General features: G+C 55.0%; 27 protein-coding genes. 6 read left to right on the top strand and 21 right to left on the bottom strand.

Annotated elements, in window-relative coordinates; genetic code table 11:
- From ACKI5T_RS15850 to fkpA, 9 genes are all read right to left on the bottom strand, one after another.
- Window positions 1-222 (bottom strand): GTP-binding protein (locus tag ACKI5T_RS15850; RefSeq protein WP_407438656.1); only part of this gene is annotated, 222 nt, incomplete at its 3' end.
- Between the two features lie 67 nt (window positions 223-289).
- On the bottom strand, window positions 290-2,404 hold the full coding sequence (fusA, locus tag ACKI5T_RS15845) for an elongation factor G (RefSeq protein ID WP_015960720.1): 2,115 nt from the start codon (window positions 2,402-2,404) through the stop codon (window positions 290-292).
- Window positions 2,405-2,503: 99 nt separating this feature from the next.
- Window positions 2,504-2,974 (bottom strand): 30S ribosomal protein S7, encoded by a 471-nt coding sequence (gene rpsG / locus ACKI5T_RS15840; RefSeq protein WP_015960721.1) that lies wholly within the window; start codon window positions 2,972-2,974, stop codon window positions 2,504-2,506.
- A gap of 96 nt (window positions 2,975-3,070) precedes the next feature.
- Window positions 3,071-3,445 carry a 30S ribosomal protein S12 gene (gene rpsL / locus ACKI5T_RS15835; protein WP_000246815.1) on the bottom strand — a complete coding sequence of 125 codons (375 nt, stop codon included), beginning with the start codon at window positions 3,443-3,445 and terminating at the stop codon, window positions 3,071-3,073.
- 124 nt (window positions 3,446-3,569) lie between these two features.
- Window positions 3,570-3,857, bottom strand: a complete 288-nt coding sequence (gene tusB, locus ACKI5T_RS15830) for a sulfurtransferase complex subunit TusB (RefSeq protein WP_407438653.1) — start codon at window positions 3,855-3,857, stop codon at window positions 3,570-3,572.
- 7 nt (window positions 3,858-3,864) lie between these two features.
- Window positions 3,865-4,224, bottom strand: a complete 360-nt coding sequence (tusC, locus tag ACKI5T_RS15825; RefSeq protein ID WP_407438652.1) for a sulfurtransferase complex subunit TusC — start codon at window positions 4,222-4,224, stop codon at window positions 3,865-3,867.
- Window positions 4,224-4,610 carry a sulfurtransferase complex subunit TusD gene (gene tusD / locus ACKI5T_RS15820; RefSeq protein ID WP_407438650.1) on the bottom strand — a complete coding sequence of 129 codons (387 nt, stop codon included), beginning with the start codon at window positions 4,608-4,610 and terminating at the stop codon, window positions 4,224-4,226. The genes tusC and tusD overlap by 1 nt, the downstream gene beginning before the upstream one ends.
- A complete protein-coding gene (locus tag ACKI5T_RS15815; protein WP_015960725.1) occupies window positions 4,610-5,332 on the bottom strand; it encodes a transcriptional regulator in 723 nt (240 codons plus the stop codon). The genes tusD and ACKI5T_RS15815 overlap by 1 nt, the downstream gene beginning before the upstream one ends.
- Before the next feature lie 164 nt (window positions 5,333-5,496).
- A complete protein-coding gene (gene fkpA / locus ACKI5T_RS15810; RefSeq protein WP_015960726.1) occupies window positions 5,497-6,318 on the bottom strand; it encodes an FKBP-type peptidyl-prolyl cis-trans isomerase in 822 nt (273 codons plus the stop codon).
- Window positions 6,319-6,555: 237 nt separating this feature from the next.
- Here fkpA and ACKI5T_RS15805 point away from each other — a divergent pair, with 237 nt between their 5' ends.
- Window positions 6,556-6,774: a protein SlyX gene (locus ACKI5T_RS15805; RefSeq protein ID WP_407438649.1), complete on the top strand. Its 219-nt coding sequence runs from the start codon at window positions 6,556-6,558 to the stop codon at window positions 6,772-6,774.
- Window positions 6,775-6,851: 77 nt separating this feature from the next.
- Here ACKI5T_RS15805 and slyD read toward each other — a convergent pair whose 3' ends face one another.
- The 4 genes from slyD to kefG all read right to left on the bottom strand — a co-directional run bounded on the left by slyD (window position 6,852) and on the right by kefG (window position 10,110).
- Window positions 6,852-7,445 carry a peptidylprolyl isomerase gene (gene slyD / locus ACKI5T_RS15800; protein WP_407438647.1) on the bottom strand — a complete coding sequence of 198 codons (594 nt, stop codon included), beginning with the start codon at window positions 7,443-7,445 and terminating at the stop codon, window positions 6,852-6,854.
- 94 nt (window positions 7,446-7,539) lie between these two features.
- Window positions 7,540-7,740: a YheV family putative zinc ribbon protein gene (locus tag ACKI5T_RS15795; RefSeq protein ID WP_005121675.1), complete on the bottom strand. Its 201-nt coding sequence runs from the start codon at window positions 7,738-7,740 to the stop codon at window positions 7,540-7,542.
- Window positions 7,741-7,750: 10 nt separating this feature from the next.
- Window positions 7,751-9,556 carry a glutathione-regulated potassium-efflux system protein KefB gene (gene kefB, locus ACKI5T_RS15790; protein WP_015960730.1) on the bottom strand — a complete coding sequence of 602 codons (1,806 nt, stop codon included), beginning with the start codon at window positions 9,554-9,556 and terminating at the stop codon, window positions 7,751-7,753.
- Complete coding sequence (gene kefG / locus ACKI5T_RS15785; RefSeq protein ID WP_407438646.1) at window positions 9,556-10,110, bottom strand: glutathione-regulated potassium-efflux system ancillary protein KefG; 555 nt, start codon at window positions 10,108-10,110, stop codon at window positions 9,556-9,558. Before kefG ends, kefB begins: the two co-directional genes overlap by 1 nt.
- A gap of 178 nt (window positions 10,111-10,288) precedes the next feature.
- On the opposite strand from kefG, the gene ACKI5T_RS15780 reads away from it, so the two are divergent.
- On the top strand, window positions 10,289-12,193 hold the full coding sequence (locus tag ACKI5T_RS15780; RefSeq protein ID WP_015960732.1) for an ABC transporter ATP-binding protein: 1,905 nt from the start codon (window positions 10,289-10,291) through the stop codon (window positions 12,191-12,193).
- Between the two features lie 18 nt (window positions 12,194-12,211).
- Entirely contained in the window at window positions 12,212-13,150 is a 939-nt protein-coding gene (locus ACKI5T_RS15775) for a LysR family transcriptional regulator (protein WP_407438644.1), read from the top strand.
- Here ACKI5T_RS15775 and mdcH read toward each other — a convergent pair.
- From mdcH to mdcA, 8 genes are all read right to left on the bottom strand, one after another.
- Window positions 13,140-14,036 (bottom strand): malonate decarboxylase subunit epsilon, encoded by an 897-nt coding sequence (gene mdcH / locus ACKI5T_RS15770; protein WP_407438663.1) that lies wholly within the window; start codon window positions 14,034-14,036, stop codon window positions 13,140-13,142. The two genes, ACKI5T_RS15775 and mdcH, sit on opposite strands and share 11 nt — an antisense overlap.
- A complete protein-coding gene (locus tag ACKI5T_RS15765) occupies window positions 14,036-14,653 on the bottom strand; it encodes a malonate decarboxylase holo-ACP synthase (protein WP_407438642.1) in 618 nt (205 codons plus the stop codon). Before ACKI5T_RS15765 ends, mdcH begins: the two co-directional genes overlap by 1 nt.
- Window positions 14,654-14,655: 2 nt before the next feature.
- Window positions 14,656-15,615 carry an AEC family transporter gene (locus tag ACKI5T_RS15760; RefSeq protein WP_407438640.1) on the bottom strand — a complete coding sequence of 320 codons (960 nt, stop codon included), beginning with the start codon at window positions 15,613-15,615 and terminating at the stop codon, window positions 14,656-14,658.
- 126 nt (window positions 15,616-15,741) lie between these two features.
- Entirely contained in the window at window positions 15,742-16,542 is an 801-nt protein-coding gene (gene mdcE, locus ACKI5T_RS15755; RefSeq protein WP_407438662.1) for a biotin-independent malonate decarboxylase subunit gamma, read from the bottom strand.
- The gene (locus ACKI5T_RS15750) at window positions 16,542-17,375 is read right to left on the bottom strand and encodes a biotin-independent malonate decarboxylase subunit beta (RefSeq protein WP_407438639.1); all 834 of its coding nucleotides are present in this window, start codon (window positions 17,373-17,375) and stop codon (window positions 16,542-16,544) included. The genes mdcE and ACKI5T_RS15750 overlap by 1 nt, the downstream gene beginning before the upstream one ends.
- On the bottom strand, window positions 17,368-17,667 hold the full coding sequence (gene mdcC / locus ACKI5T_RS15745; RefSeq protein WP_059180259.1) for a malonate decarboxylase acyl carrier protein: 300 nt from the start codon (window positions 17,665-17,667) through the stop codon (window positions 17,368-17,370). Before mdcC ends, ACKI5T_RS15750 begins: the two co-directional genes overlap by 8 nt.
- Window positions 17,668-17,676: 9 nt before the next feature.
- Window positions 17,677-18,534, bottom strand: a complete 858-nt coding sequence (locus ACKI5T_RS15740; RefSeq protein ID WP_407438637.1) for a triphosphoribosyl-dephospho-CoA synthase — start codon at window positions 18,532-18,534, stop codon at window positions 17,677-17,679.
- Window positions 18,534-20,189, bottom strand: a complete 1,656-nt coding sequence (gene mdcA, locus ACKI5T_RS15735) for a malonate decarboxylase subunit alpha (protein WP_407438635.1) — start codon at window positions 20,187-20,189, stop codon at window positions 18,534-18,536. Before mdcA ends, ACKI5T_RS15740 begins: the two co-directional genes overlap by 1 nt.
- Window positions 20,190-20,469: 280 nt before the next feature.
- On the opposite strand from mdcA, the gene ACKI5T_RS15730 reads away from it, so the two are divergent.
- The 3 genes from ACKI5T_RS15730 to ACKI5T_RS15720 are packed head-to-tail and all read left to right on the top strand — an operon-like array spanning window position 20,470 to window position 22,607.
- Window positions 20,470-21,492, top strand: a complete 1,023-nt coding sequence (locus ACKI5T_RS15730; protein ID WP_235134185.1) for a hydrolase — start codon at window positions 20,470-20,472, stop codon at window positions 21,490-21,492.
- The gene (locus tag ACKI5T_RS15725; RefSeq protein ID WP_059180263.1) at window positions 21,489-21,707 is read left to right on the top strand and encodes a YheU family protein; all 219 of its coding nucleotides are present in this window, start codon (window positions 21,489-21,491) and stop codon (window positions 21,705-21,707) included. Before ACKI5T_RS15730 ends, ACKI5T_RS15725 begins: the two co-directional genes overlap by 4 nt.
- Before the next feature lie 30 nt (window positions 21,708-21,737).
- Complete coding sequence (locus ACKI5T_RS15720) at window positions 21,738-22,607, top strand: phosphoribulokinase (protein ID WP_235134186.1); 870 nt, start codon at window positions 21,738-21,740, stop codon at window positions 22,605-22,607.
- The last annotated feature ends 8 nt before the right edge of the window (window positions 22,608-22,615 follow it).

Below are 22,615 nucleotides of genomic sequence, written 5' to 3'. Positions count from 1 at the left end.
GGACGGGGTGTCATATTCAACGTGGGAAGTGTTGATGGTGATACCACGAGCTTTTTCTTCTGGTGCGTTATCGATCTGATCGAATGCACGAGCAGAACCACCGTAGGTTTTCGCCAGAACGGTAGTGATTGCAGCAGTCAGGGTAGTTTTACCGTGGTCAACGTGGCCGATAGTACCAACGTTAACGTGCGGTTTTGTACGTTCAAATTTTTCTTTAGACACGGCTATATTCCTTACTATAGTGCCCTCTCACCGAGAGGGCACGGGATTTTGGTTTTTAACCTATGGCTTATTTGCCACGGGCTTCGATTACGGCCTGAGCAACGTTGTTCGGCGCGTCATCATACTTCAGGAACTCCATGGAGTAAGAAGCACGACCTTTAGTCAGTGAGCGCAGCTGAGTTGCGTATCCGAACATTTCAGACAACGGTACTTCAGCATGAATCTGAACGCCAGTAGCGTTAGATTCCTGACCTTTCAGCTGGCCACGACGACGGCTAAGGTCACCGATAACGTCACCAGTGTTCTCTTCTGGAGTTTCTACTTCAACCTTCATGATTGGTTCAAGCAGAACTGGTTTCGCTTTCTTAAAGCCATCTTTGAAGGCAATAGAAGCGGCCAGTTTAAACGCCAGCTCGGAGGAGTCAACGTCGTGGTAAGAACCGAAGTGCAGACGCACGCCGAGATCTACTACTGGGTAACCCGCCAGAGGACCAGACTTCAGCTGTTCCTGAATACCTTTATCAACGGCAGGGATGTATTCACCAGGAATCACACCACCTTTGATGTCGTTGATGAACTCATAACCTTTCGGATTAGAGCCCGGCTCCAGTGGGTACATGTCGATAACAACATGACCAAACTGACCACGACCACCAGACTGCTTAGCGTGTTTACCTTCAACATCGGTAACTTTCGCACGAATCGCTTCGCGGTAAGCAACCTGAGGTTTACCCACGTTAGCTTCAACGTTGAATTCACGCTTCATACGGTCAACGATGATGTCGAGGTGCAGTTCACCCATACCAGCGATGATAGTCTGGTTAGATTCTTCATCAGTCCATACGCGGAATGATGGATCTTCTTTAGCCAGACGACCCAGAGCCAGACCCATTTTTTCCTGGTCAGCTTTGGTTTTCGGTTCTACAGCGATAGAAATTACCGGTTCAGGGAATTCCATACGCTCCAGAATGATCACGTGGTCCGGATCACAGATGGTGTCACCCGTGGTCACGTCTTTCAGGCCGATTGCCGCAGCAATGTCACCCGCACGAACTTCTTTGATCTCTTCACGCTTGTTAGCATGCATCTGAACGATACGACCAAAGCGCTCACGTGCTGATTTCACTGGGTTGTATACGGTATCACCAGAGTTAACCACGCCAGAGTACACGCGGAAGAACGTCAGGTTACCCACGAATGGGTCGGTAGCGATTTTGAATGCCAGTGCAGCAAACGGCTCATCATCAGTAGCATGACGTTCAGCCGGAGTGTCTTTACCGTCGTCCAGCATACCGTTGATTGCAGGTACGTCAGTTGGTGCTGGCAGGTAATCAATTACCGCATCCAGCATTGCCTGAACACCTTTGTTCTTGAACGCAGAACCGCAAGTCACGAGAATGATCTCGTTGCTCAGTACGCGTGCACGCAACGCAGTTTTGATTTCTTCTTCGGTCAGCTCTTCGCCGCCCAAATATTTATCCATCAGCTCGTCAGAAGCTTCAGCCGCTGATTCAACCAGGTTCTGGCGCCATTCGTTTGCCAGCTCAACCATGTCAGCAGGGATGTCTTCGTATTCGAAGGTCACGCCCTGATCGGCATCGTTCCAGTTGATGGCTTTCATTTTCACCAGGTCAACAACACCGGTGAAACCTTCTTCAGCACCAATTGCCAACTGAAGCGGAACAGCTGTCGCGCCCAGACGGGATTTGATCTGACCAACAACTTTCAGGAAGTTTGCACCCATGCGGTCCATTTTGTTAACGAACGCAATGCGTGGAACTTTGTATTTGTTTGCCTGACGCCATACGGTTTCAGACTGTGGCTGAACACCACCAACTGCGCAGTAAACCATTACCGCACCATCGAGAACACGCATAGAACGTTCAACTTCGATTGTGAAGTCAACGTGGCCTGGGGTGTCGATGATATTTACGCGATGCGGTTCGTACTGCTTAGCCATACCTGACCAGAATGCAGTAGTCGCTGCGGAGGTGATAGTAATACCACGCTCCTGCTCCTGTTCCATCCAGTCCATGGTAGCTGCGCCGTCATGAACTTCACCGATCTTATGGTTTACACCGGTGTAGAACAGAATACGTTCGGTAGTAGTGGTTTTACCGGCGTCGATGTGCGCACTGATACCGATGTTACGGTAGCGTGCGATGGGTGTTGTACGAGCCATTTGATTCCTCGTTTATTTCTTTAGGCGTTCAATTAAGTAACCCAGAGCGGACAGCTTCTGAGAAGAAGTGTCCGCCTGGTGACTATGACTCCGAAGGGATTACCAACGGTAGTGTGCGAACGCCTTGTTGGCTTCTGCCATACGGTGAACGTCTTCACGTTTCTTAACTGCAGTACCTTTGTTGTCTGCAGCGTCAGAAAGTTCGTTCGCCAGACGCAGAGCCATGGATTTATCACCGCGTTTACGAGCAGCTTCAACGATCCAACGCATTGCCAGAGCATTACGACGAACCGGACGAACTTCAACTGGAACCTGATAAGTAGAACCACCAACGCGGCGAGACTTAACTTCTACAGTCGGGCGCACGTTGTCGAGAGCGACTTCGAAAGCTTCCAGTGCATTTTTGTCAGAGCGTTGAGCCAGGGTCTCAAGCGCGCTGTATACGATTGCTTCTGCAGTAGATTTTTTACCATCTACCATCAGGATATTTACAAATTTTGCCAGCAGTTCTGATCCGAACTTAGGATCTGGAAGAATTTTACGCTGACCAATGACGCGACGACGTGGCATGGGAATACTCCGTTGTTAATTCAGGATTGTCCAAAACTCAAAGAGTTTATTTTGACATTAAGTTAAAACAGTTTGGCCTTACTTAACGGAGAACCATTAAGCCTTAGGACGTTTCACGCCATACTTGGAACGAGCCTGCTTACGGTCTTTAACGCCGGAACAGTCAAGTGCACCACGAACGGTGTGATAACGAACACCCGGAAGGTCTTTTACACGACCGCCACGGATCAGGATCACGGAGTGTTCCTGCAGGTTGTGACCTTCACCACCGATGTAGGAGGTCACTTCAAAACCGTTGGTCAAACGCACACGGCATACTTTACGCAGTGCGGAGTTTGGTTTCTTAGGAGTGGTGGTATATACACGGGTACATACACCACGTTTCTGCGGGCAGGCTTCCAGCGCAGGCACGTTGCTTTTTGCAACTTTGCGAGCGCGTGGTTTGCGTACCAGCTGGTTAACTGTTGCCATTAAATAGCTCCTGGTTTTAGCTTTTGCTTCGTAAACACGTAATAAATCGACCTCATACAATATGAGGACGCGAAATTCTAGGGCTACGCCGAAAAGGTGTCAAGAAATATACAGTGATCTCGGATCACCAACTCATTTGAGTCGAGTGCTTAATCGTTAGTTTGACGAAGTCAGTATAGCCAACAACGTCAATTTTGGTGGAAATTTGACCAGCAAGACCGCGGGCATCTATGTCATCTTTCAGCGCTATGACCTTAATGGGGGCATTATTGAGGATTTCAATGAAGCGCCCGCCGTCAATGGCGGCAAGAACGCCATCCTGGATCAGCAACAATTCATCGCCGTCGCCCAGGATTCTCAGCAACCCTTCGATATCAGCATGCCACGGTGAATGGCTCAGAGTGTGAAGCATGACGACCTCAGAATGTCAGAACGACATGATAATGTGAGAGTTTTTCGCGTAGAGCGGCCGGTGAAAGCACTTCCGCATCCAGGACCAACGGGACATTTTCGTCAATCCCCCGCTCTTTTAGCGATGCAGCGCACACCCAAAAAGTGTCGATGTCATAAAGCGGCAGGACTTTAAACGTTGAAATATAATCTCGCGCCAGAATCCGTTGCGGCTGTTGTCCGGTCAAAATCTGAAAAACGCCGTCGCCGACAAAGAAAACGCCAATATCTTCTGTCAGGGCAGAGGTCGCCAGAAGCGCATCAAGCCCTTCCCTACCCGCTGAGCTGCCATGGGGAGCAGAGGTAAAAACAAACGCAACACGGTTCATCAGAATTGCACCATCCGATCGCACGTCAGCGCCGCCTGCGCCAATGCGCCCAAGCCGCTGAGCGTAAACCCAGGCTGAACATTGGCGCCCGAAAGCCCCAAACGCTTAGCCTCTGTTTCATCCGCTACACCACGACGCAGCGCCGCAGCCACACAGATATGCAGCTCGACGCCCTGTTTTTCGTTCAGCGCCTGCCAGCCACGCACCAGATCATATTCATCAGAAGCAGGAGACGTAAACTGGTTGGCGTTGTAGACACCCTCACGATAGAAAAACACGCTACTCAGTTCATGCCCTTCAGCTAAAACCGCCTGCGCAAACTGCAGCGCACTGCTGGCCTGCTGCGTGCCGTAAGCCGGCCCCGTCACCATTAAGGCAAAACGCATTACTTCTCTTGCCCCAAAAAATCACCGCTTTTGAACTGGCGAATATAGAGATAAACCGTGTGCTTGGAAATATTCAGTCGGTCGGCAACCTGGTTAATCGCATCTTTAATATCGAAAATGCCTTTCTCATAGAGGTTCAGCACGATTTGGCGATTCTTGGCGTTGTTCGATACGTTGCGATCGGCATTCACCTCTTCAATGGTGAATTCCAGAGTCTGTGTGACAAGGTCTTCCACAGAGGACGCAAAGTTAACGGATGAGTTCACTTCCGGTGTTTCAGGTGGAATAAACGTGCTCATGATTTGTGAGAACGGCACATCAAGGTTCATGTTGATGCACAGCAATCCAATCACCCGGTGATCGCGATTACGGATGGCGATGGTCTCTGACTTCATCAGTACGCCACTTTTGGCACGGGTGAAATAACATTTGGAGACGCTGCTATCGGCGCCGGTCATGTCGTGGAGCATACGCAGTGCAAGGTCGGTAATTGGCGATCCAATTTTGCGGCCAGTATGCTCACCATTGGCAATACGGATGGCGGAACATTTCAGATCTTGCAGGGAGTGCAATACGATTTCGCAGTGAGAGCCAATGAGCATCGCTAACCCGTCCACTACCGCTTCGTAGGATTTCAGAATATCGAAGTCAGTCTGATCGAAAGGACGTTGATCCAGCAAATCAAGTTCACTGGTTTCGTTGGTTAAAAGCGACCTGGACATGAAAAAAACACTCCTTTTCAGGAGCCTGTCGTTAGGTTGTCAGGGCAGGCTCATATTTACACGGACAACTAAATTAATACAGCGTAGGCAACGCTTTCCAGTGTTTATTATATCTGGCCTGCAATAAAAAAACCGCCGCCTTGAAGGCGGCGGTTTTCAGCGTTTTACTTCTTCGCTGCGTCTGCAGCTTTATCATCTTCTGCAGCGGCAGGTTTAGCATCTGCCTTCGGCGCTGGTTTGATGTCCAGCAGCTCCACATCGAAGACCAGCGTGGAGTTAGCCGGGATACCCGGAACGCCGGTTTTGCCGTAAGCCAGATCCGGTGGAATAACCAGCTGGATTTTGCCGCCTTTCTTGATGTTTTTCAGGCCTTCAGTCCAGCCAGGGATAACACCGTCAAGGCGGAAGGACAGTGGCTCACCGCGAGTGTAGGAGTTATCAAACTCTTTACCGTCGATCAGTGTACCTTTGTAGTTCACTACAACGGTGTCGCTGTCTTTTGGTGCATCGCCCGTACCGGCTTTCTCGACTTTATAAAGCAGACCGGTAGAAGAGGTTTTCACACCTTTTTCTTTAGCAAAAGTATCGCGGTAGGCTTTGCCCTTCGCTTCGTTGTCTTTTGCGTCTTTTTCCATCTTGCCCTGAGCAGCACCCTTCACGCGAGCTTCAAAAGCTTGCAGAGTCTGTTCGATTTCCTGGTCAGACAATTTACTCTTATCTGCAAATGCATCCTGAACACCGGCGATCAGCTGATCTTTATCCAGTTTGATGCCCAGTTTTTCCTGCTCTTTGAGAGAGTTTTCCATGTAACGACCCAGAGAAGCGCCCAGCGCATAGGCTGATTTCTGGTCGTCATTTTTGAACGCAGCTTTGCTGTCTGCGCTTGCAGCAGGTTTCGCAGCCGTATCAGCAGCGAAAGACAGCGGCGCATTCAGTGCGACAGCCATAGTGGTCGCCAGCAGCGTTACTTTAAACAGTGATTTCATCCATTTCTCCAGGACCAGGGCCTCTCACCCCAGCGTTAAACGTAAATGAGAAGCGTACTATAGAACGTTGCGGAGGAAATCTATAGACAGACTCCCCCTATTATCGTCTCTTTTAAGACTATTTTTGTTTAAATTAGTTTCGTGCCAAAGGGATGGATACTGCACATTGAGGCAAAGTGAGGTAAAATTTATCGCCGCGAACGCCCGATGGCGTCTGAACATACAACGAGGTCAATCATGCAAGATACAACTCTGGAAGTGCGGCTGGCCGAGCTGGAAAGCCGTCTTGCTTTTCAGGAAGTCACCATCGACGAACTCAACCAGACCGTGACAGCTCATGAACTGGAAATGGCGAAACTTCGCGATCTGCTGCGTTTGCTGACGGAGAAAGTGAAAGCGACACAATCGTCACACATTGCTTCACCGTCCGAAGAGACCCCACCGCCGCATTATTAAGGCGCAAAGTGGAGGCGTAAAAAAAGCGGGAATATTTCCCGCTTTTTTGTGCGTGCGATACAGCTAATACCAAGGTATTAGTGGCAGCCGCAACCGCCATTACCGCCACAACCGCCTTTACCGTGCTCATGACCGTGATCGTGGTCATGATCGTGGCCGTGACCACCGCAGCAACCGTCATGGTCGTGATCGTGGTCGTGACCGTTAGCACCGTGAACGTGGCCATGAGCCAGTTCTTCTTCGGTCGCTTCACGGATCGCAATCACTTCAACGTTGAATTTCAGGTTCTGGCCAGCCAGCATGTGGTTACCGTCAACCACAACGTGCTCGTCTTCAACTTCGGTGATTTCAACCGGTACTGGACCCTGGTCAGTTTCAGCCAGGAAACGCATGCCAACCTGCAGCTCGTCAACGCCCATGAACACGTCTTTAGGAACGCGCTGAACCAGGTTGTCATCATACTGACCGTAAGCGTCGTTCGCGCCTACAGCAACGTCAAATTTATCGCCAACATCGTGACCTTCCAGCGCGTTTTCCAAGCCGGAAATGAGGGAGCCGTGACCATGCAGGTAGTCCAGCGGCGCACTCACCGGAGACTCATCAACCAACACACCGTCTTCTGTACGTACCTGATAGGCCAGGCTGACCACCAGGTCTTTTGCTACTTTCATGATATCTCCTGAGCGTGGGAAAATTGCTGGCGCAGATTGTAGCGGAAATCTGCACCCGTGTACCCTTTAGCTTAAAAAAACTGAGGGCATATCGCTAGTCCGGATGAAAAATACCGATCACCTGCTCTTCTTTGCGAACATGCTCGCGCGCTTCTTTATCCGCCTCACGCATCTGGTGACCGCACTTAACACACTCAACAATATCAATATTATTTTCACGCCACATCGCAAGCGAATCTTGCGCCTGACAGGACGGGCATTTTGCACCTGCAATAAAACGTTTACGAATTGCCATACTTTTGCCCCTATTCAAATTCATCCCAGCCGTCGAACTGCCGCCGCTCTTGCTGCATCTCCCGCTGGAAAATCTCTTCAAGCTCGCGCCGCGCTTCCCGTACACGAGATATCTGCGCCGTGTCCGAATGCACGGGCATTAACTCCCGGAGCATACGCATATCGAGACGACGAAAATGCATTTGTGCCCGTTGCGCCTGATGCGGATGCATACCCAGCGAAACCAGCGCTTTGCGCCCTAACTCCAGCGCGCTGGAGAACGTCTCGCGTGAAAAATTCGTCACGCCCGCCTGCAACAGTTCATGGGCCTCAACGCGTCCCCGCGCTCGCGCCAGAATATGCAGATGCGGGAAATGCTGCTGGCAAAGCTCCACCAGCTTCATTGTATCTTCCGGCTCGTTACAGGTGATGATGATAGATTCCGCAGCCTCCGCACCCGCAGAACGCAACAACTCAAGCTGGGTGGCATCACCGTAATAGACTTTATAGCCATATTTGCGCATCAGATTCACCGCGCTGATATCACGCTCAAGCACCGTAATACGCATCTTGTTCGCCATCAGCAGACGGCCAATAACCTGCCCAAAACGGCCAAAGCCCACCACGATCACCTGCGGTTTATCGTCTTCGACCCACGGCGCTTCGTCCTCGTCGTCAGGTTGATTGAAGCGGCGCGAAAGCAATTTATCGATAAGCTTCATCAGCAGCGGCGTGGTCATCATCGACAGCGTCACTGTGACAAGCAGCAGCGCCATTTGATCATCCTGGAATAAACGCTGGGACGCGGCGGTGGAGAAAAGCACAAAAGCAAACTCGCCGCCCTGGCTCAACACACCGGCAAACTGCATTCGCTCTGAACTGCGCAGGCCGTAGATTCGCGCCAGCGTGTACAACACACCTGTTTTCACTGCCACCAGCACCGCAACGCTGACCACCACCCACAGCAGATGGGTATAAAGCACCCCCAGATTCAGCGCCATACCCACGGAGATAAAGAACAGCCCAAGCAGCAACCCTTTGAAAGGATCGATGGCAATTTCCAGCTCGTGGCGGTATTCACTTTCGGCCAGAAGAATGCCGGCGATAAAGGTCCCAAGCGCCATCGACAGCCCCAGAGCATCCATAAATAACGCCGAACCTAACACCAGCAGCAGCGTCGCCGCGGTAAACACTTCGCGCACGCCGGAGGCGGCAATAAAGCGGAACACCGGGCGCAGCAGATAACGTCCGCCAATCAGCATTCCCACAAAAGCCAGCACCTTCATGCCGACTTTCATCCAGTCAAAATGATCGTCACCCGAACCGGCGAGCAACGGCACCAGGGCTAATGCCGGGATAACCGCGAGATCCTGGAACAGCAGCACGGAGAAACCCAGTTGTCCCGATTCGTTGCGATTCATCCCTTTATCGCGCATCAGCTGCAACGCCATCGCCGTGGAAGACATAGCAAGGCCAATCCCGCCAATCACCGCCGCCTGCCATTTGAACTGCGTCAGCATCAGCAATCCACCGAGGATAACCGCGCTAAACAACACCTGCGCCGCGCCCACGCCGAAAATCGATCGCCGCAATTGCCATAGCTTAGCGGGGTTCAACTCCAGCCCGATGATGAACATCAGGAAGACCACGCCAAGTTCCGAGAAGTGCAGGATCTCGTCTACATCGCTAATAAATCCAAGGCCCCACGGCCCGATAGCGATGCCCGCCAGCAAATACCCCAGCACCGCGCCGATGCCAAGCCGTGCGGCCAACGGCACCGCCACTACGGCGGCAAACAAAAACAGCACCCCGGCTAATAACAGATCGGTACCTTCCATCAGTGGCCTCCCGTCGGGATCGGGGAAGCCAGCCATTCAGCGTAGGCTTTGGCGTGACTTGCCAGCGCCTGAGGTTGCTGGCGGCGCGCCCAGTAAACAATCATCGGGCTCATCCAGTGCATACGACACATCGCCGCCGTCAGTTCAAAAGGGCGCAAAATATCGCTCATGGGATAGCGGTTCAGGCTGTCGTGGCGGTAAGCACTTTCTGGTTCACCGGTCGTAATGACACTGCGCCAGTACTTTCCCGCTAGTTGGTTCCCCCCTGGCCCGCTGGAAAACCCGCGGCTCAGCACCCGGTCCAGCCACTCTTTCAGCAACGCGGGGCAACTGTAGGTGTAAAGCGGATGCTGGAACACAATCACGTCATGCTGACGCAACAGCTCCTGCTCGCGCGGAATATCGATAAAAAAATCAGGATAGTGCGCGTAAAGGTCGTGCACCGTCACATTGCTCAGCTGTTGAGCCGGTTTAAGCAAAACCCGGTTTGCGACCGAGTCCTGGGATTCCGGATGGGCATACAACAGCAGCACTTTTGCTGTCTGAGACATCATTCCCCTCCCGGGTCGTCATCATTGCCATTTTCGGCTACCATGGCACACCCGCGCCATGCGCGGCATTATTCATTCGGTCTGGCCCCTCACGCGTCATTGTTGAATACATAGCCTGATGGGACAGATTTTTAACCTGATTATAATGACAACCTAACATAGTCGGAATACACGGCGCTCTATGATTGTTTTCTCCTCCTTACAAATTCGTCGCGGCGTACGCGTCCTGCTGGACAACGCTACTGCCACCATTAATCCTGGCCAAAAAGTCGGCCTGGTGGGCAAAAACGGCTGCGGCAAATCCACTCTGCTTTCGCTTCTAAAAAACGAAATGAGCGCCGATGCGGGCAGCTTTACCTATCCTGGCAACTGGCAACTGGCCTGGGTCAACCAGGAAACGCCTGCCCTGAGCGTCCCGGCGCTTGAGTACGTGATTGACGGCGACCGCGAATACCGCAAGCTGGAAGCCGAACTGAACGCCGCCAACGAGCGTAACGATGGCCACGCCATCGCCACCGTTCACGGCAAGCTGGACGCCATCGACGCCTGGACCATCCGCTCTCGCGCCTCCAGCCTGCTGCACGGCCTGGGCTTTAGCAACGAACAGCTCGAACGCCCCGTGAGTGATTTCTCCGGTGGCTGGCGTATGCGCCTGAATCTGGCGCAGGCGCTGGTGTGTCGCTCCGATTTACTGCTGCTCGATGAGCCGACTAACCACCTCGATCTCGATGCGGTCATCTGGCTGGAAAAATGGCTGAAAAGCTATCAGGGCACGCTGATTCTGATCTCCCACGACCGTGATTTTCTGGATCCGGTGGTGGATAAAATCATTCACATCGAACAAGAGTCGATGTTCGAATACACCGGCAACTACAGCTCTTTCGAGCGCCAGCGCGCCACGCGTCTGTCACAGCAACAGTCGATGTACGAAAGCCAGCAGCAGCGCGTCGCGCATCTGCAAAGCTTTGTTGACCGTTTTAAAGCCAAAGCCTCTAAAGCCAAGCAGGCCCAGAGCCGCATTAAAATGCTTGAACGCATGGAGATGATTGCCCCTGCGCATGTCGACAACCCGTTCCACTTCAGCTTCCGCGCGCCCGAGAGCCTGCCGAATCCGCTGTTAAAAATGGAAAAGGTCAGCGCAGGCTACGGCGATCGCATTATTCTGGATTCCATTAAGCTCAACCTGGTGCCGGGTTCTCGTATCGGTCTGCTCGGGCGCAACGGTGCCGGTAAGTCCACGTTGATTAAACTGCTGGCGGGCGAGCTTAATCCGGTGAGCGGCGATATCGGCCTGGCGAAGGGCATTAAGCTTGGCTACTTCGCGCAGCATCAGCTGGAATTTTTACGCGCAGACGAGTCCCCCATTCAGCATATGGCGCGCCTTGCTCCGCAGGAAATGGAACAGAAGCTGCGTGATTATCTCGGCGGCTTTGGTTTCCAGGGCGATAAAGTCACCGAAATCACCGAGCGCTTCTCCGGCGGCGAAAAAGCCCGTCTGGTGCTGGCGTTGATCGTCTGGCAACGCCCGAATCTGCTGCTGCTCGATGAGCCTACCAACCACCTGGATCTCGACATGCGTCAGGCACTGACCGAAGCGCTCATCGAGTTTGAAGGCGCGCTGGTCGTCGTCTCGCACGATCGCCACCTGATCCGCTCCACCACTGACGATTTGTACCTGGTGCACGACGGCAAAGTCGAGCCGTTCGATGGCGATCTGGAAGATTATCAGCAGTGGCTGACCGACGTGCAGAAGCAAGAAAATCAGCCGTCTGACGATGCGAAAGACAACGCCAATAGCGCCCAGTCGCGCAAAGATCAGAAGCGTCGCGAAGCGGAGCTGCGCACCCAAACGCAGCCACTGCGTAAAGAGATCGCGCGTCTGGAAAAAGAGCTGGAAAAACTTCACGCAAAACTGGCCACCGTCGAAGAAAAACTGGGCGACAGCGGGCTTTACGATCAGAGCCGCAAAGCGGAACTGACCGAGTGTTTGCAAATTCAGGCAAAAGCCAAATCCGGTCTTGAGGATTGCGAAATGGCGTGGCTGGATGCGCAGGAACAGCTGGAAGCCATGCTGCAAAGCGACTAACGCACGACCCGGAGGGTTATGAGTATCGACATCACCAGCGAAATCACTTTTCGCAAGCTCAGCATATTCATGACCTTTATGGAAAAGGGCAACATCGCGCGCACCGCAGAAACGCTCGGTCTCAGCGGGGTCAGCGTTCATCGTGCGCTGCACACGCTGGAAGAGAACGTGCGCTGCCCGCTGTTCACGCATAAAGGGCGCAATCTGATTGCGCTGCCCTCCGCATGGACGCTGCTGGAGTATTGCCAGGAAGTGATGCAGGTAATGGATCGCGGGCTGGACGAAGCGCGTAAAATCGCCGGTATCGGCCAGGGCCGTTTGCGCGTTGGCACGCTCTATTCGCTGACAATGGAAACCGTGCCGCGCCTGATTATGGGCATGAAGCTGCGCCGTCCGGATCTGGAAATGGACCTGACGATGGGCTCTAACGAAATGCTGCTGCATCTGCTGGATGAAGGCTCGCTGGACGCGATTCTGATCTCCCTCTCCGAAAGCGATATCGACCGCAACAGCCTCGAAGTCTTGCCCCTGTTCCACGACGATATTTTCCTTGCCGCACCCGCGACAGCAAAACTGATCGGCAACGGTCTGGCCGACTTGCGCGACTATAAAGATCAGAAGTTTGTCTCGCTGGCGGAAGGCTTTGCGACGTATGCAGGCTTTCAGGAGGCGTTCCACATCGCCGGTTTTGAGCCGGAGATCGTGACGCGGGTTAACGACATTTTCTCGATGTTAAGTCTGGTACAGGCGGGTGTTGGCTTTACGCTGATGCCGGGCAGAATGAAAAAGGTGTACGAAAATTCCGTGCAACTGCTCAAGCTGGCGCAGCCGTATCAAATGCAGCAATTGATCGCCATTGTCTTCGCGCGCAACCGCGAGCAAGACCCGAGCCTGCGCGCGCTGGCCGCGGAAGGCCGAATGTACGCCCGCAGCCGGGAGCAAAACGCTACACGCTAAGGCGTTGCGCCAGATGCACCGCCACATCGATGCCGCTGCGTTCCAGCGAAATCGACTCCCCTTCCCACGCGGCCTGGCGCGTCAGACAGGTCAATACGCCGCCGGGCGGCATCTCAATTGCCAGTCGTGCCTCGCGTTCGTTGGCGGAAATCACCGCCTCCTGCCAGCGCACCGTCCGCGCCATGTTCATCGCGAGATCGTCGGCAATCTTTTCCGGCGTCCACAGCACGCGTCCGGTACTGCCGCTGAGATAGGCGCAGCACGGACGAGAAAGCGTGACATGACTAAACGCCTCCACCAGCTTTTGCGCAGGGTTATCCAGCAGTTCGCAATGTGACGGCACACTCACGGCGAGTCGGTGCGCTTTGCTCGCCCCTCTCTCCAGCGCGCGTTTGGCCACCTGCGCCATATCGTCATCAGAACCCGCAATCACAATCTGCGTTTCAGCATTCAGGTTAGCGATATAGGTTCCGCTCCCCTCAATAAGATTTTCAACTTGCGGTAGCGTCAGCCCCATAATCGCCGTCAGGCCATAGCCGTGCGGATACGCCTGTTCCATCAGATCGCCGCGCAATGCCACCAGTTTGAGCGCATCGCTAAACGCCAGCGCGCCGGCAATCACCGCCGCCGGGTACGCGCCGATGGACAAACCGCTGACGATATCGGGTGAAACACCACGACGCTGTACTTCACGCGCCCACGCCACACCGGCGATAAGCAGCGCGAGCTGAACCGCACGGGTATGCTGCAAGGTGTCGGGTGAATCCAGTGAATCGACTTCTGCACCCAGCACCTCTCGCGCCTGCGCCATCTCCGTTCCCGGCAGGTTCTGCAACATGCCCGGATGCTGCGCCCCCTGCCCCGGAAAGGTAAACAGAATTTTCATCATTCCTCCCTGTGCCATGGGTCGATAATCAGACGCGGCCCACGGCGTGTTTTCAGCAGCGCTTTACCGTCGCGCAGCCATTCGTTCAGCGCAAAGCCGCCAAGCGGCGTTTCTACCTGCGTATCGGCGCGACAAAGGGCGCTGCTGAGCTGAGACTGCCAGCGTTCGAAAGCCGCCGCTGACAAGGGCTGCGGCGCACGGATCAGCAGATCGAGATCGCTGTCGGCGTGGATAACCGGAATGCCGGTCGCCAGCGCATAACCCGTACTTCCGGTAATGCCCCACGTCCACGGCCACGCCTGCTGAGCCAGTTGAAGCGCCACCTGAACCGGCGGCTGAGTAATAAAAGGTGAGCGCAGCAAATCGCCCTGAACGCTGAGTTCTTCCGGAGATACCACGCGCGTCACGCACGCAGCATTCACCCATCCCGCCGCGCGCTGGTCGCGCTTCAGTCCACGCACGCCGACGGGAATTCGTCCTGCATCATCAACATCACGCCGCACCACCACAGGCAAACCGGTATGCCACACGCTATCCACCCAGGATTCGGTGATACCTTCCAGCGCGTCACGCGCGGTAAGCCAGATAAGATCGTGCGGGCGTAATGTTGCGGTCATGATTACATTCCTGAAGTCAGCGAGATAAACAGCGGCAGCGACAGGATACACAGGACCGAGCTTAACAGCAGCACCGCTTCTGCATCAGGGGACTGCACGCCAAAGCGGTTGCCGAAGACCACGCCAAAGAAACCGGCGGACAGGGCAATCATCAGAATCGCAGTAATAGCCACGGAACCATGCAGACCGAAAATCAGCACGATACCCCAGGCAATTGCAGGCTGAATCAGCAGCTTGGTGATAGTGGCGCTAATCACCATGGTGTTGATCTGCAGCTTACGGGCAGACAAGATAACGCCCGTCAGGAACAGCGCGGCAGCCGTTGCCGCCAGGCCCAGCGGTTTAATCGCGGCCAGCACCAGCTCCGGCATTTTGATGCCAATCGCAGACAGAATCACACCCAGCAGCGGCCCCATCACAATCGGTTTTTTGATTGAACGCCACATCAGCACGGGCAGCATCGACAGCGTTGAGCCGGTATTTGCACCTTCGGCACGCGCTTTTTCACGCTCCAGAATCAGCAGGCAGAACGGGGTCATCAGCACGGAGCCGCAGGCGATGGAGACCGCCACAGAGAGCGATGTTGCAGACCCTTCGCCCAGCACGCTGCCCAGAATCGGCAGGCCCAGCGCGGCGTAATTTGGCAACGCAACGGTCAGCGTCAGCACCGCGGCATCCTGCGGGGATTTTTTAAAGACTTTGGTGGCGAGGAAATAGATGGCCGCGTAGGTCACCCACATCGCCAGCGTCAGCACCAGAATCAGCGGCGACTGCGCCACAATACCGGTCCACGGCGTTTGTACCGTCGCACTGAACAGCGCGGCGGGCAGAGCAAAATCCATGACGAAAATATTGAGCAGGGAAACATTTTTGTTATCAACCATCTTTGCCTTACCGGCCCAGAATCCCAGCAGCATGATGACGAAAATCGGTGCAAGAGCATGAACAATTACGTAAGTCATAAATCACCTGTAGTAAAAAAGTTTTAGCACTGGCGCGATGATTATTATTTTCAGAATGCACGCTCCCGCACGGGCGCAATCGCTACGCCCGCGGGGAAATGCCTCTGGCAGGTCTCTTTTTTCTACTTACCAGCTTGCTCGCATGCGTTCACGAACAAGCGCAGAGCTGCGGCGATTGTCAGCACCCAAACGGCTTTTTAGCGTGGTGTCCTGACGTGCGTCGTTGATGGCCTGTTGCAGGGTAGATGTCACCTGTGCCACATCGTTTTCCGATGGCGCATCGGGGTTGCTGATATCCAGCAAGTTTTCGAGCAGCCCCAGCGTGGCGTAATTACTGATGTCGTACGCCATTGGCGGAATAGTGGCCGCCAGTTTTTCCAGCGCCTCGACGGTACGCAGGGTGATGCGCGCGGCGGACTCTTTGCCCATCGCATGAATCAGCACGCCTTTGTCGTTGAAGGCAATCAGACGGTTAGCCTGATAGCCGTGCGCCAGAAACGCACCCGACATCGCTTTGCCGACGATCAGCCCAATCACCGGATGACCGGCCAGACGCGCGTTGGCATACGCCGCAGCCGCACCGGCCAGCGCCTGGTGGATCCCAAACGCCTCTTCACGACGGCCATACGCCTGGCTTGGCACATCAATCACCGCCACAATCGGGCGCTTCACGGCGTTATCCGCATCGGCGGCCACGGTTTCACTCACCACTTTCGCCAGCGTCCAGCCTTCCAGCAGACCCACTTCGCCCAGCGCAGCGCGCGGGAAATGGTTATTGGCATCCGGTACTACGGCAATAAAACGTACCGCTTCGCCGTTGATTTCACCGTCTGCCGCCTGCACGGACGGGCACAGGCCTTCAAGACGTTTTGCCTCAGGGGCCAGCGTTTGCAGCCATAATTCGCCACGGCTTATTGAGTTAGTCATCATTTCACCTCCCGGGCAAAAAGCGCGGTGATCTGTTCGGTATCCGCCTGTTTGCGGGTGTCAAAATTCGACAGACGCGCCAGATAGTCGTCGTAGTTATCGGTGCGATGTTTCGCCGGAACGCCTTTCGCAATCGCGTCGTTCATCGCCTGTTTCACCGCGTTCACGCCGTCGCCCACCAGCGCATCCACCAGACCACTCTGGTAGCGAATTTCGCCGCCGGTCATGCTCCAGATAAACGGACGATCGCGAGAGTCGTACTCTTCAATCCCCGCTTCCTGCTCGATAACCTGCGGGCCATTCAGGCCGAGACGCGCTTCACGGGTCACGATCAGATAACTGCACAGCGCCGCCGCGATAGACATCCCGCCGAAGCAGCCGACGGTCCCGGCGACAATGCCCACAACTGGCGTGTAGCGACGCAGATCGACGATAGCCGCGTGGATATCAGCAATCGCCGCCAGACCGAGATTGGCTTCCTGCAAACGCACGCCACCGGTTTCGAGGCTTAATACCGCCTGCGTCGGAATGCCGTTACGGTTATCTTCCGCCGCCAACTCCAGCGCCGCCGCCATTTTGGCACCGGACACTTCGCCCATGCTGCCGCCCTGGAACGCGCCCTCAATCGCCACAACCACTGCCGGTTTGCCATTGATAGTGCCTTTCGCCACCACCATGCCGTCATCCGCCTGCGGGACGATGCCCTGCGCGGCCAGCCACGGAGAGGTGATGCCTTCAAACGGATTCAGCAGTTCGCGGTAGCTGCCGTCGTCCAGCAGGGCATGCGCACGCTGACGCGCTTTTAATTCGATAAAACTGCGATCGTCACGCATAGCTCACCTCCTCAAAAACCTGTTCGATACGGATGCGCGCCACGCCAGGTGTGGCACCAAAATCGTGGATCGTCAGCGTCCCGGCAGGCAAGCTGCTCACGGTTTGCAGACGGTTGAACAGCGCTTCCCAGCGGCTACGGCTGTTATCGACAGACGTGGTGATTTCGATGGTTAACGTCTGGCTCTGGTCGGCGGTGAATAACACCTCCATGTCACCGGAGCCGACAACCCCTGCCAGCGCCCTGCCGCTCACTACGCGGCTGGCTGGCACGGTTAATGTGATTTTTTCCATAACATCCTCTTAATGCTGTGAATAAGGCGACTCTATGCGATCAAGAAACAGCGTGGCGGCAAGCAGATCGGCCGCGCCTCCAGGCGATGCGTTGAGCGCCAGCATGTGGCGATCTAACGCGCCCAGCGCGCGCTGTCCGTCAGGTTGCGCCGTACCGCCCGCGCTCAGCACCGCACGGGCACCGTCTTGCATGGCGTCCAGCCCTTCCATTCCGGCACGAGACAACACGCAAGTGTCGGTGAGGGTGGTCATGATCGCCATCAGCGCATCAAGCCGGCTGTGCGTTTCGCTGCTGCCGTTGAGTCGGCTGAGCCGAAGCTGCGGCAATGCCCGCTGAATAATGTGCGGAAACGCCTGCTGCGCCTCTTCACGCGCGCCCGGAACACGGTAACGGTGCGTGGCGCGAAGCCCTTTGCTGAAGACTTTCGGTGCGGCGTCATCAGGCAATTTCGCCAGTTCAGCGGCGGTTGCTGCGACGGTCTGCGGCCTGGCATCACCGCCAAGCATGGCGACCGCGCTGACAAGCAAACCCAGCGCCCAAATCGCCCCGCGATGGGTGTTGACGCCGTTTGTCGCCGCCATCATCTGCTGTTCGCCTTCGCGTCCGAGCCGCCCTATAGTTTGTCGAAGCGAAATATCTGCCGGGCGCTGCCAGCTTTGCAGCGCCAGCGCCTGGAACGTCGGCGTTAAACTTTGCGCAGAGCGCTCCATCAGGGCGAGCGTGAGATCGTGGTGCGCGCCGTTCCCCCGACTGTCCACCAGACCGGGTTTCGGGCTTAATCGTGCTTCGTCAATCAGACACTGCGTGGCGGTTCGCGCCAGCCATTCGGCACCGCCTTCAACCTGAATCTGGGGCAGAAGTTTCATTACCAGCTCCGGAATTTCGCAGGTGGGTTGTAAAGACCGCCGGACCATTCGACCAGATCCGACACGCTACCGGCCGCCAGCAGGGAACGCGTGGCGTCAGTGCGGCGAATGCCCATGTCTTCCGGGTATACCACTTTGCCACTTTGACGCAGCGCCACGACGCGTTTGGCGTCAACGCCCAGGCCGATATCAGTGATCCCAGCGACCGCTGCAACCATTGCGCGACGCTCTTCGAGACTTTCGGCGCGATACAGGTAAGCGATCCCCTCTTCGGTCAGGACGTGGGTGACGTCATCGCCATAAATCATCACCGGCGCAAGCGGCATTCCGGAGGATTTCGCCACCTCGATGGCATCGAGTTTTTCGACGAAGGTCGGTTTTACACCCGCCTGGAATGTTTCGACCATCTGCACCACCAGCTTTTTACCGCGTTGCATTGGGTCAGGTTCGGTTTTCATGTTCAGCCAGGCGGGCGTCGCGTGGCGACGACCGTGCGGATCGTGGCCCATGTTTGGCGCACCGCCAAAGCCAGAGAGACGACCGCGCGTCACCGTTGAGGAGTTGGCATCGCCATCCACCTGCAACGTGGAGCCGATAAACATATCGACCGCGTATTGGCCTGCCAGCTGGCAGAAAGCGCGGTTAGAACGCATCGAGCCGTCGGCCCCGGTAAAGAACACGTCCGGACGCGCGCGGATGTACTCTTCCATGCCCAGCTCGCCGCCGAAGCAGTGCACGCTTTCGACCCAGCCACTCTCAATCGCCGGGATCAGCGTCGGATGCGGGTTCAGTGTCCAGTGCTTACAGATTTTGCCTTTCAGACCGAGCTGTTCGCCGTAGGTGGGCAGCAGGAGTTCAATCGCGGCGGTGTTAAACCCGATCCCGTGGTTCAGGGACTGGACCTGATGTTCTGCGTAGATGCCTTTAATCGCCATCATCGCCATCAGAATGTGTTCTTGCTTGATCAGGCGCGGGTCGCGAGTGAACAGCGGTTCGATAAAGAACGGTCTGTCCGCCACCACCACGTAGTCAATCCAGGAACCAGGGATATCCACACGCGGCAGGTCACATTCGTCGTCGACCAGCTCGTTCACCTGCGCAATGACGATACCGTCATGGAACGCGGCGGCTTCAACCAGCGCGGGCGTGTCTTCGGTGCTTGCGCCGGTGTACAGATTGCCTTTGCGGTCCGCTTTAAAGCCGGCAATCAGCGCCACATTGGGCGAGAGATCGACGTAGAGGCGTGAGTAAAGTTCGATGTAGGTGTGAATCGCGCCGATTTCGAGAAGACCGTCTTCCAGCAGCTGCGAAATGCGCAGGCTTTGCGTACCGGAGAAGGAAAAATCAAGCTTGTGGGCGATGCCCTTTTCAAAGATATCGAGATGCTCGCTGCGCCCGACGCTCGGCATAATCATATGCAGGTCATGGACGATTTGCGGGTTCACTTCAGCAAGTGAGCGGGACAGAAAATCTGCCTGCTTCTGGTTGTTGCCTTCCAGCACGACTTTGTCGCCTGGGGCGATCAGTTTTTCCAGCATGGCGACGAAATCGTCGGTTGGCAGTACTTTGCCCTGCACCGGAACGGAAGCCAGACGGCGCGCTTTCTCTGTGCGGCGTGTGTTCCAGACCCGGGGTGGCGTTTGCCCAGATAACATTATTAACCTCCTGATTCAGCACATCATTTTGATTTGCTTAACGCTGAGTAAAGTGTGCGCTCTGGTGAGAAAGGCATCAATTAAGCGTAGAGGTGAATCATTAGCCTGAGAGTAATAATCAGAATGAATATATATGATCAAGATCAGATAATGTTTCGGAAAAAAACGCTAGCTCAGGCAGGAATTAGCTGAATCGGAGGTCAACACCGCCTCATTTTCGTAAACAGGATCCGCTTCGGCAGGTATAGTAAAGGCTGACAAGAGTGAACATCGCATCGTTATGACCCAAATTATTCCATCAGACTTTGATATCGCGTGTGAAGAGAGCGCCGAATTCGTGCCAATGCGGGGCGTCGCTAACCCGCATCTGCAAACCATGCTGCCACGGCTCCTGCGCCGTAAACTGCAATTTGACCCACACTGGCAGCGCCTCGACCTGCCGGACGGCGACTTTGTCGATTTAGCGTGGAGCGAAGATCCCGACCAGGCCAGGCATAAACCCCGGCTGGTGGTGTTCCACGGGCTGGAAGGCAGCCTGCATAGCCCGTATGCACACGGCCTGATCCACGCGGCAAAAGCGCGCGGCTGGCTCGGTGTGGTGATGCATTTTCGCGGATGCAGCGGCGAGCCAAACCGCCGCGAGCGGATTTATCATTCCGGCGAAACCGAAGACGGCACCTGGTTTTTACACTGGCTGGCGAAGACTTACGGCGCGGCCCCTACCGCTGCGGTAGGCTATTCGCTGGGTGGCAATATGCTGGCCTGTCTGCTGGCAAAAGAGAGTGACGCCGTGCCGCTGGATGCGGCGGTGATCGTCTCCGCGCCGTTTATGCTGGAGCAGTGCAGCTATCATATGGAAAAGGGCTTTTCGCGCGTGTATCAGCGCTATCTGCTGAATTTGCTGAAAGCCAACGCGGCACGCAAATTGAAAGCCTATCCCGATACGTTGCCGATCAACCTGCAACAGCTCAAGCGCATGCGCCGTCTGCGGGAGTTTGACGATCTGATCACCTCGAAGATCCACGGTTTTGCTGACGCACTAGACTATTATCGTCAGTGCAGCGCTATGCCGTTGCTGAATCAGATAACCAAGCCGACGCTGATTATTCATGCGAAAGACGATCCCTTTATGGATCACCATTCGATTCCGGCACCGGGATATTTGCCGTCTAACGTGCAGTACCAGTTGACCGAACATGGCGGCCACGTTGGTTTTATCGGCGGTACGTTACGGCGTCCGAAAATGTGGCTGGAAACGCGTATCCCCGACTGGTTAACCCCCTGGCTGGAAAAAACACGATGATGATTCCCTGGCAAGATCTGGCTCCCGAAACGCTGGACAGCCTGATTGAAAGCTTTGTATTACGCGAAGGCACCGATTATGGTGAACATGAACGCTCGCTTGAACAAAAGGTCGCCGATGTGAAACGGCAGCTACAAAATGGCGAGGTGTTGCTGGTGTGGTCTGAACTGCACGAAACCGTCAACATCATGCCGCGCAATCAGTTTCGCGGCTGATCGCTTCATCATTCCAGTCAGGGAGTTGCTATGTCCGCCAGACATCCGGTTATTGCCGTTACGGGTTCAAGTGGTGCGGGAACCACGACCACCAGCCTCGCGTTTCGTAAGATTTTCGCACAGCTCAACTTGCGCGCCGCCGAGGTAGAAGGCGACAGTTTTCATCGCTATACCCGTCCCGAAATGGACATGGCGATCCGCAAGGCGCGCGATCTCGGTAAACACATCAGCTACTTCGGGCCAGACGCCAACGACTTCGGTTTGCTGGAACAAACCTTTGCCGAGTACGGCCATACCGGCACAGGACAATCGCGTAAATATCTGCATACCTATGACGAAGCCGTGCCGTGGAACCAGGTGCCGGGCACATTTACGCCGTGGCAGCCGCTTCCGGAACCGACCGATGTGCTGTTTTACGAAGGATTGCATGGCGGCGTGGTGACGCCGCAACAGGATGTGGCGCGGCATGTCGATCTGTTGGTCGGCGTAGTGCCTATCGTCAACCTGGAGTGGATCCAGAAACTCACCCGCGACACCAGCGAGCGCGGCCACTCGCGTGAGGCGGTCATGGATTCAGTGGTACGCTCGATGGAAGATTACATTAACTTCCTGACGCCGCAGTTTTCGCGCACGCACATTAACTTTCAGCGCGTGCCTACAGTGGATACGTCAAATCCCTTCGCCGCCAAAACGATTCCGTCGCTCGACGAAAGCTTTGTGGTGATCCACTTCCGTAATCTGGAAGATATTGATTATCCGTGGCTGCTGGCGATGCTGCAGGGCTCGTTTATTTCGCACATAAATACGCTGGTCGTGCCGGGCGGGAAGATGGGACTGGCGATGGAGCTGATCATGATGCCGCTGGTGCAACGGCTGATGGAAGGCAAAAAGATCGAATGATCCTATTC

Origin of the sequence: Lelliottia sp. (assembly GCF_045627565.1) — a bacterium.
Taxonomy (GTDB): domain Bacteria; phylum Pseudomonadota; class Gammaproteobacteria; order Enterobacterales; family Enterobacteriaceae; genus Enterobacter.
Note: the sequence above shows the minus strand (reverse complement) of the source record. Positions and strands in the feature narration are given on the sequence as shown.

Excerpts from the sequence above, each read along its gene's own strand:
- tusB (WP_407438653.1), bottom strand. The coding sequence starts at position 3,857 with ATGCTTCACACTCTGAGCCATTCACCGTGGCATGCTGATATCGAAGGG.
- ACKI5T_RS15775 (WP_407438644.1), top strand. The coding sequence starts at position 12,212 with ATGAGTATCGACATCACCAGCGAAATCACTTTTCGCAAGCTCAGCATA.
- fkpA (WP_015960726.1), bottom strand. The coding sequence starts at position 6,318 with ATGAAATCACTGTTTAAAGTAACGCTGCTGGCGACCACTATGGCTGTC.
- mdcE (WP_407438662.1), bottom strand. The coding sequence starts at position 16,542 with ATGACTAACTCAATAAGCCGTGGCGAATTATGGCTGCAAACGCTGGCC.
- mdcH (WP_407438663.1), bottom strand. The coding sequence starts at position 14,036 with ATGAAAATTCTGTTTACCTTTCCGGGGCAGGGGGCGCAGCATCCGGGC.
- ACKI5T_RS15765 (WP_407438642.1), bottom strand. The coding sequence starts at position 14,653 with ATGACCGCAACATTACGCCCGCACGATCTTATCTGGCTTACCGCGCGT.
- ACKI5T_RS15730 (WP_235134185.1), top strand. The coding sequence starts at position 20,470 with ATGACCCAAATTATTCCATCAGACTTTGATATCGCGTGTGAAGAGAGC.
- tusC (WP_407438652.1), bottom strand. The coding sequence starts at position 4,224 with ATGAACCGTGTTGCGTTTGTTTTTACCTCTGCTCCCCATGGCAGCTCA.
- slyD (WP_407438647.1), bottom strand. The coding sequence starts at position 7,445 with ATGAAAGTAGCAAAAGACCTGGTGGTCAGCCTGGCCTATCAGGTACGT.
- ACKI5T_RS15795 (WP_005121675.1), bottom strand. The coding sequence starts at position 7,740 with ATGGCAATTCGTAAACGTTTTATTGCAGGTGCAAAATGCCCGTCCTGT.
- ACKI5T_RS15750 (WP_407438639.1), bottom strand. The coding sequence starts at position 17,375 with ATGCGTGACGATCGCAGTTTTATCGAATTAAAAGCGCGTCAGCGTGCG.
- ACKI5T_RS15725 (WP_059180263.1), top strand. The coding sequence starts at position 21,489 with ATGATGATTCCCTGGCAAGATCTGGCTCCCGAAACGCTGGACAGCCTG.
- rpsL (WP_000246815.1), bottom strand. The coding sequence starts at position 3,445 with ATGGCAACAGTTAACCAGCTGGTACGCAAACCACGCGCTCGCAAAGTT.
- tusD (WP_407438650.1), bottom strand. The coding sequence starts at position 4,610 with ATGCGTTTTGCCTTAATGGTGACGGGGCCGGCTTACGGCACGCAGCAG.
- kefB (WP_015960730.1), bottom strand. The coding sequence starts at position 9,556 with ATGGAAGGTACCGATCTGTTATTAGCCGGGGTGCTGTTTTTGTTTGCC.
- mdcC (WP_059180259.1), bottom strand. The coding sequence starts at position 17,667 with ATGGAAAAAATCACATTAACCGTGCCAGCCAGCCGCGTAGTGAGCGGC.
- ACKI5T_RS15815 (WP_015960725.1), bottom strand. The coding sequence starts at position 5,332 with ATGTCCAGGTCGCTTTTAACCAACGAAACCAGTGAACTTGATTTGCTG.
- rpsG (WP_015960721.1), bottom strand. The coding sequence starts at position 2,974 with ATGCCACGTCGTCGCGTCATTGGTCAGCGTAAAATTCTTCCAGATCCT.
- mdcA (WP_407438635.1), bottom strand. The coding sequence starts at position 20,189 with ATGTTATCTGGGCAAACGCCACCCCGGGTCTGGAACACACGCCGCACA.
- ACKI5T_RS15805 (WP_407438649.1), top strand. The coding sequence starts at position 6,556 with ATGCAAGATACAACTCTGGAAGTGCGGCTGGCCGAGCTGGAAAGCCGT.
- ACKI5T_RS15740 (WP_407438637.1), bottom strand. The coding sequence starts at position 18,534 with ATGAAACTTCTGCCCCAGATTCAGGTTGAAGGCGGTGCCGAATGGCTG.
- ACKI5T_RS15720 (WP_235134186.1), top strand. The coding sequence starts at position 21,738 with ATGTCCGCCAGACATCCGGTTATTGCCGTTACGGGTTCAAGTGGTGCG.
- ACKI5T_RS15760 (WP_407438640.1), bottom strand. The coding sequence starts at position 15,615 with ATGACTTACGTAATTGTTCATGCTCTTGCACCGATTTTCGTCATCATG.
- ACKI5T_RS15780 (WP_015960732.1), top strand. The coding sequence starts at position 10,289 with ATGATTGTTTTCTCCTCCTTACAAATTCGTCGCGGCGTACGCGTCCTG.
- kefG (WP_407438646.1), bottom strand. The coding sequence starts at position 10,110 with ATGATGTCTCAGACAGCAAAAGTGCTGCTGTTGTATGCCCATCCGGAA.
- fusA (WP_015960720.1), bottom strand. The coding sequence starts at position 2,404 with ATGGCTCGTACAACACCCATCGCACGCTACCGTAACATCGGTATCAGT.